This is a genomic window from Aeromonas sp. R1-2 (genome assembly GCF_040908505.1).
Classification (GTDB): Bacteria; Pseudomonadota; Gammaproteobacteria; order Enterobacterales; family Aeromonadaceae; genus Aeromonas; species Aeromonas veronii.
Genome location: NZ_JBFODU010000053.1, coordinates 41455 through 48844, shown reverse-complemented (window position 1 = coordinate 48844; position 7390 = coordinate 41455). Strand labels below are relative to the sequence as shown.

The 7390-nt window shown below is 56.3% G+C and carries 5 protein-coding genes and 1 pseudogene; 4 read left to right on the top strand and 2 right to left on the bottom strand.

What is annotated here, in order from left to right; all coding sequences use genetic code 11:
* Positions 1-129: pseudogene (locus AB5Y76_RS18725) on the bottom strand (IS3 family transposase); the annotation flags it as partial.
* A gap of 501 nt (positions 130-630) precedes the next feature.
* Positions 631-2664, bottom strand: coding sequence for a methionine--tRNA ligase (metG, locus tag AB5Y76_RS18720; RefSeq protein WP_041202234.1), 2034 nt, complete (start codon positions 2662-2664; stop codon positions 631-633).
* Between the two features lie 186 nt (positions 2665-2850).
* Here metG and apbC point away from each other — a divergent pair, with 186 nt between their 5' ends.
* The 4 genes from apbC (at position 2851) to AB5Y76_RS18700 (ending at position 7180) form a co-directional block, all read left to right on the top strand.
* A complete protein-coding gene (gene apbC, locus AB5Y76_RS18715) occupies positions 2851-3933 on the top strand; it encodes an iron-sulfur cluster carrier protein ApbC (protein WP_263717706.1) in 1083 nt (360 codons plus the stop codon).
* 110 nt (positions 3934-4043) lie between these two features.
* Positions 4044-4688 (top strand): uridine kinase, encoded by a 645-nt coding sequence (gene udk / locus AB5Y76_RS18710; RefSeq protein ID WP_005352133.1) that lies wholly within the window; start codon positions 4044-4046, stop codon positions 4686-4688.
* A 63-nt stretch (positions 4689-4751) separates the two neighbouring features.
* Positions 4752-5333 carry a dCTP deaminase gene (gene dcd / locus AB5Y76_RS18705; protein WP_005336719.1) on the top strand — a complete coding sequence of 194 codons (582 nt, stop codon included), beginning with the start codon at positions 4752-4754 and terminating at the stop codon, positions 5331-5333.
* A gap of 377 nt (positions 5334-5710) precedes the next feature.
* Positions 5711-7180, top strand: a complete 1470-nt coding sequence (locus tag AB5Y76_RS18700) for an inorganic phosphate transporter (protein ID WP_021230067.1) — start codon at positions 5711-5713, stop codon at positions 7178-7180.
* The last annotated feature ends 210 nt before the right edge of the window (positions 7181-7390 follow it).

The following is a 7390-nucleotide window of genomic DNA, read 5'->3' as shown; positions in this document are numbered from 1 at the left end:
GCGGCCCTGAATGCCATAACGCACCTGAGCCTGTTTGTAGGTGAGCTCGCCTTTTTCAATCTGCTCGACCAGTGCCAGTTTAAAAGTCAGCGAGTCATCGCGCTGTGTCCGTTTCACACCTTGTCCCATCGGGTTCTCCATTTATTGGGGGGAAAGGTGTAAACCATATTCAGGACGGGACAGGCTGACTGAAAAAGCCCTGCCAATCTGGCATAATGCAAGTCAGTTAAGAGAATTTGAGTCCCAACCCGCGGGGTATAAGGGCTAACGAGTGAGGGAGGCATGATGCCTCCCTCTTTTTATTGCATGCCAGTCAGGGCAAGGGTTGGAGCCAAATTGACTCTTTAATCATGGAGCTACTTTTGATATTCAATATTTCGAATATTTAGTCATAAAAGTGCTTAACTGACTGGCATTAGCCAATCTGGCAGGGCTTTTTGTTTTTTCAGTGCCCCGTCCTGTGTTGCGGGAACGAAGTGAGCGGAGTTATCCCCGTAGTCTCAAGGCAAGACCATAGAAGTATGTGGTGCCAAAAGCCAATAAAAACAATGCCAGTCAGGATTAACTGACTGGCATTAGGCCGTTTGGCCTCTCTTCTCTATCTGGCTGTGGTCGCAGTCAGCGATGTGCTTACTTGACGCGCATGCCTGGCTGGGCGCCTTCCTGCGGCTCCAGGATCCAGAGATCCTTGCCGCCCGGGCCTGCGGCCAGCACCATGCCTTCGGACATGCCGAAACGCATCTTGCGCGGCGCCAGGTTGGCCACCATCACGGTCAGCTTGCCTTCCAGATCTTCCGGGTTGTAGGCGGACTTGATACCGGCAAACACCTGACGGGTCTCGCCGCCGATATCCAGTTGCAGCTTGAGCAGCTTCTCGGCTTCCGGTACCGCTTCGGCCTTCTTGATCAGCGCGACGCGCAGGTCAATCTTGGCAAAATCGTCATAGGTGATGGTTTCGCTGATGGGGTCATCAGCCAGCGGGCCGCTCACTTTCGGTGCCTGCTCTTTGGCCAGGTCTTCCTTGGAGGCCTCGATCATGGCTTCAATCTTCGCCGGCTCGATGCGGGAGAAGAGCGCCTTGAACGGCGCAACGGTATGATCGACCAGCGGCATCTCGATGCCATCCCAGCTGAGGGTTTCGGCCAGGAAGGCTTCGGCACGTTCGGCCAGCAGCGGCATGACGGGCTTGAGGTAGGCCATCAGCACGCGGAACAGGTTGATGCCGACGGAGCAGACAGCTTGCAGCTCGGCGTCAGCCCCTTCCTGCTTGGCGATAACCCAGGGAGCCTTGTCGTCCACGTAGCGGTTGGCCTTGTCGGCCAGCGCCATGATTTCGCGGATGGCGCGGCTGAATTCACGGCTCTCATAGGCTTCCGCAATAGCGGTACGGGCGTTGGCGAATTCGGCGTAGAGTTCGGGCTCGGCGCAAGTGGCAGCCAGCTTGCCGCCAAAACGCTTGGCAATAAAACCGGCGTTGCGGGAGGCGAGGTTGACCAGCTTGTTGACCACGTCGGCGTTGACGCGCTGCACGAAATCTTCGAGGTTCAGGTCCAGATCATCGATGCGGCTGTTGAGCTTGGCGGCGTAGTAGTAACGCAGGCATTCCGGATCCAAGTGGTTCAGGTAGGTAGATGCCTTGATAAAGGTGCCCTTGGATTTGGACATCTTGGCGCCGTTGACGGTCACATAGCCGTGTACGTTGACCTTGGTCGGCTTGCGGAAGTTGGCACCTTCCAGCATGGACGGCCAGAACAGGCAGTGGAAGTAGGCGATGTCCTTGCCGATGAAGTGGTAGAGCTCGGCGTCGGAGTCCGCTTTCCAGTAGCTGTCAAAGTCGATGTCGCCACGCTTGTTGCACAGGTTCTTGAAAGAAGCCATGTAGCCGATGGGGGCATCCAGCCAGACGTAGAAGTACTTGCCCGGGGCGCCGGGGATTTCAAAACCGAAGTAGGGGGCGTCACGGGTGATGTCCCACTGCTGCAGGCCGCTTTCGAACCACTCCTGCATCTTGTTAGCCATCTCTTCCTGAATGGCGCCGGAGCCGCGCACCCACTCAGAGAGCCATTTTTCAAACTGCGGCAGGTCGAAGAAGAAGTGCTCGGAGTCCTTCATTACCGGAGTCGCACCGGAGACGGCAGATTTCGGATCGATCAGCTCCGTCGGGCTGTAGGTGGCGCCGCAGCTGTCGCAGTTGTCGCCATACTGCTCCGGAGATTTGCACTTGGGGCAGGTTCCCTTGACGAAACGGTCCGGCAGGAACATGGATTTTTCCGGATCGAACAGCTGGGAGATGGTGCGGCTCTTGATAAAACCACCATTTTTCAGGCGGCCGTAGATCAACTCCGCCAGCTCGCGGTTTTCATCGCTGTGGGTGGAGTGATAGTTGTCAAAGCTGATGTTGAACCCGGCGAAATCGGCCTGGTGCTCTTTGGAGACCGCCGCAATCATCTCTTCCGGGGTGATCCCCATCTGCTGTGCCTTGAGCATGATCGGGGTGCCGTGGGCATCATCGGCACAGATAAAGTGCACCTGATGACCGCGCATTCGCTGATAACGAACCCAGATATCGGCCTGGATATGTTCCAGCATGTGGCCAAGATGGATGGAGCCATTGGCATAGGGGAGGGCGCAGGTTACCAGCATTTTACGAGGATCAGTTGCCATATTACGTTCTTGATGTGCTTGTTGGGATGATAGAGTGCCGTGCATGTTACCCGAATTGGGGGTAGCCTGCCTAGGGTTGTGGCTATGCCAACCTTGGCAGCACCTGCTGTTACGATGGCAGGCAAGCCACTGATTTGTGTGCGGTAACCGTTCACCTCAAGATAATGACAAGATAATGAGGAGTTAATGGTGATTGATTCAGTAAAACAGATCCTCGCCGAATTTAAGCCAGCAGGCTGGCACATGGATCTGGTGGATGCCGGATTCGTTCGCGAGATCATCAATCAGGGTCAGGGGCTTACTATCCGGCTGGTATTGCCGTTTGCCGGTCTCTCGCTGCTCGATCAGCTCAAAGAGAACTACGATGCCAGGCTGCGTAGTGCCACCGGCGCTGCCCGTATCGACTGGGCATTGGAGATCGATGTGGCCAGCATGCCGAGGGCGCAGGGCCTCAATGCCGTGCAGGGCATTCGCAACATCATCGTGGTTGCTTCCGGCAAGGGGGGGGTTGGCAAGTCCACCACCGCGGTCAATCTGGCGCTGGCCCTGCAAAAAGAGGGGGCGCGGGTCGCTATTCTCGATGCCGATATCTATGGCCCTTCCATTCCTACCATGATGGGCACCCTCACAGAGCGCCCGGTCAGCCATGACGGCAAGCTGATGGAGCCGGTGATGGCCTGCGGCCTCAAGAGCAACAGCATCGGCTATCTGGTCTCCGAGCAGGATGCCACCATCTGGCGTGGCCCGATGGCGAGCAAGGCGCTGGCGCAGATCCTCCATGAGACCCGCTGGGGTGAGGTAGATTATCTGGTGGTAGACATGCCGCCGGGCACTGGCGATATCCAGCTCACCATGGCTCAGCAGGTGCCGACTTCGGCGGCGGTGATCGTCACCACCCCGCAGGATGTGGCGCTGGCCGATGCCCGCAAGGGGATCGCCATGTTCAACAAGGTCAATGTGCCGGTGCTAGGCATCATCGAGAACATGAGTTATCACGTTTGCAGCGCCTGTGGTCATCATGAGCCGCTGTTTGGTACCGGTGGCGGCCAGAAGATGGCAGAGCAGTATCAAGTGGCGCTGCTTGGCCAGTTGCCGCTGCACATCGATATCCGCCAACACATGGATGATGGCTGTCCGACGGTGTTCGGCGCACCGGAAGGAAGCCTGGCTCAGGCCTATTTGAAGCTGGCGCGCAGGCTAGGGGCTGAACTCTTTTTCAGCGCAAAACCGATTGCGACCCCCCTCTATGCCATGGCGCTGGATGAATAATCGGCGGTCGGTCACTTGACAGGGAATTGAGGGTGGGCATGACCCACCCTTTTTTATATAATGGATCGGTTTAAACCATCCCCACTGCTCTTCTCTTTTAGGTATTTGTCATGTCTGATACTCAACATTCGTGTGTGATCATCGGTATTGCGGGCGCATCTGCGTCTGGCAAAAGTCTTATAGCCCAGACCATTTATGAAGAGCTGGTGGCCGAACTGGGCGCAGGTCAGATTGGTGTGATCACCGAAGATTGCTACTACCGTGATCAGACCCACCTGACCATGGAAGAGCGGGTCAAGACCAACTATGACCACCCCAACGCGCTCGATCACGACTTGCTGGTACAGCACCTGAGCCAGCTGGTCAAAGGTGACGCGGTTGCCATTCCCCAGTACTCCTACACCGAACACACCCGGATGAACGAAGTGACCCCGTTTGCCCCGCGCCGGGTGATCATTCTGGAAGGGATCCTGCTGCTGACCGACAGCCGTCTGCGGGATCTGATGGATGCCTCCATCTTTATGGATACCCCGCTCGACATCTGCCTGTTGCGCCGTCTGGTGCGTGATGTGCAGGAGCGTGGCCGTACCATGGACTCCGTGCTCAAGCAGTACCAGAAGACGGTTCGTCCGATGTTCCTGCAGTTTATCGAGCCGTCCAAACAGTATGCCGATGTGATCGTGCCCCGTGGTGGCAAGAACCGCATCGCCATCGACATGCTCAAAGCGCGTATCCGCCACATGTTGATCGGTTAAGATGAAACAAGCCGGGTGATGCCCGGCTTTTTTAAAAGCACAATTTGTCAGGAGAGTCGCCCAATGCGTCTGTGTGATACCGATATTGAACGCCATCTGGATGAAGGCAAGATCGTCATTGAGCCACGGCCCGGGGTAGAGCGGATCAGTGGTGTCAGTGTCGATGTGCTGCTGGGTAACGAGTTTCGGGTGTTTCGCGATCATACCGCACCCTATATCGACCTGAGCGGCCCGAGCAGCGAGATGGCCGATGCCATCGATCGGGTGATGAGTGACGAGATCCACATCCCCGATGGCGAAGCCTTCTACCTGCACCCGGGTCAGCTGGCGCTGGCGGTGACCTACGAATCCGTCACACTGCCTGCCGATATCGTCGGCTGGCTGGATGGCCGCTCTTCACTGGCGCGCCTGGGTTTGATGGTGCACGTGACCGCGCACCGCATCGATCCGGGTTGGTCCGGTCGTATCGTGCTGGAGTTCTACAACGGCGGCAAACTGCCGCTGGCACTGCGCCCGAAGATGAAAATTGGCGCCTTGAACTTCGAGATGCTCTCCGGCGTCGCAGCCCGTCCCTACAACAAGCGGGAAAATGCCAAGTACAAGAGCCAACAGGGCGCCGTTGCCAGCCGCATCAATCAGGACTGATAACTGGCAACACAGCAAAGATTCAAGGGAGCACAAGGTGCTCCCTTTTTGCATCTGGAATCAAACGGATATGGGGTTGATGGTGCTGGTCGGATGAGATTGGTGGTGCAGGGACGTTTTATCACCACGTCCGCCCGTTTTCCTGTCATAAAAACGTCATAAAAATGAAATTATTGGCTTAATTGTCAGCTATTTTTGTCCTTTCCCGCAATCATTGGTGGCTTTAATTAATCGATGGCAAGCCGCATGAGGACTGGCTCTAGGATATTTTTTTCCAAAAAGCTCTTTTTTTTTATGGCTGAAATATTTCAATGGTGGCTATGGTGTTGGCCGCCATCTGGCATAATCCGCCGCAACTCATAAACAGGCTTTTTTTTATGTTTGAAATGTTTAGTGGTTTGGGTTTGTGGTGGTCAATCGGTTTGGTATTGGCCGTTTTTTTTGTGCTTGCCTATGAATTTATCAACGGCTTTCACGATACCGCCAACGCGGTAGCAACGGTTATCTATACCAAGGCGATGCCAGCTCACCTGGCGGTCGTTGCATCGGGGATCTTCAACTTTTTTGGTGTCATGTTCGGCGGTCTGGGTGTGGCCTATGCCATTGTCCATCTGCTGCCCATCGACCTGCTGCTTGGGATGGATTCCACCCAAGGGTTGATCATGGTCTTCTCCTTGCTGTTTTCCGCCATCGTGTGGAACCTGGGCACCTGGTTCTTCGGGATCCCGGCCTCCAGTTCACATACCTTGATCGGTTCCATTCTGGGGGTAGGCGGCGCCTATGCCTGGATCACCCATAAACCGGTGACAGAAGGGATCAACGTGGGCAAAGCGATCGACATCATGCTTTCCCTCATCATCTCTCCCACCATCGGCTTCATCATCGCTGCGCTGCTGCTGCTGGCAATGAAACGCATCTGGACCAGCAACAAGATCCACAAAACACCGGAAGAGCGTCAGCTGGTGGATGGCAAGAAGCACCCGCCATTCTGGGCACGTTTGACCCTGGTGGCCTCGGCCATGGGCGTCAGCTTCGTACACGGCTCCAACGATGGCCAGAAGGGCATCGGTCTGGTGATGCTGGTGCTGATCTGCATGGCGCCCGCCTATTTCGCGCTGGACATGAACAGCCGCGCTTATGACCTGGATCGGACCCAGGATGCCAACCAGCGCATCATGGAGATCTACCAGCGCAACCAGTCCGCCCTCTCTGGCGTCATCAACTTCTCTGCACCGGCAACGGCTCAGGAAGAGCTGATGACTCACTGCTCCGCCGATGGCGTGCTGCAGGCGATGGCCACCCTGGATGCCCGTCTGGGTGCCGTGCGTACTTATGATCAGATGAGCCTGACCGACCGCCGCGAAGTGCGTCGTCTGCTGCTCTGTATCGATGACACCGCCCGCAAGGCTGCCAAGCTGCCGCTGCCCGCCAAGGAGCTGACCGATCTGGCCAAATGGCGCAAGGATCTCACCGCGACCGCTGAATACGCACCGACCTGGGTGATCGTCTCCATCGCACTGGCGCTCGGTTGTGGCACCATGGTGGGCTGGCGTCGTATCGTCCATACCGTGGGCGAGAAGATCGGCACCACTGGCATGACCTACAGCCAGGGCATTGCAGCCCAGATCACGGCTGCAACCTCCATCGGGGTCGCCAGTCTGACCGGTATGCCGGTGTCCACCACCCACATCCTCTCTTCTGCGGTGGCGGGGACCATGATTGCAAACAAATCCGGCCTGCAGAGCCAGACCATCAAGACCATCCTGATGGCCTGGGTGTTGACCCTGCCGCTGACCATGCTGCTCTCTGGCGGCCTGTTCATCGTCAGCCACCATCTGTTTGGCTAAATGCCAATACCATATTCGATAAAGGGCCTGCGGGCCCTTTTTTGTGTTTCCTCTCCCCTCCTGAATACGGTTTACATCTTTCCCCCCAATAAATGGACAGTCCTATGGGATAAGGTGTGAAACGGACACCGCGCGATGACTCGCTGACGTCTAAACTGGCGTTGGTCGAGCAGATTGAAAAAGCGAGCCCTATAGTGGTCTCATTTGAGG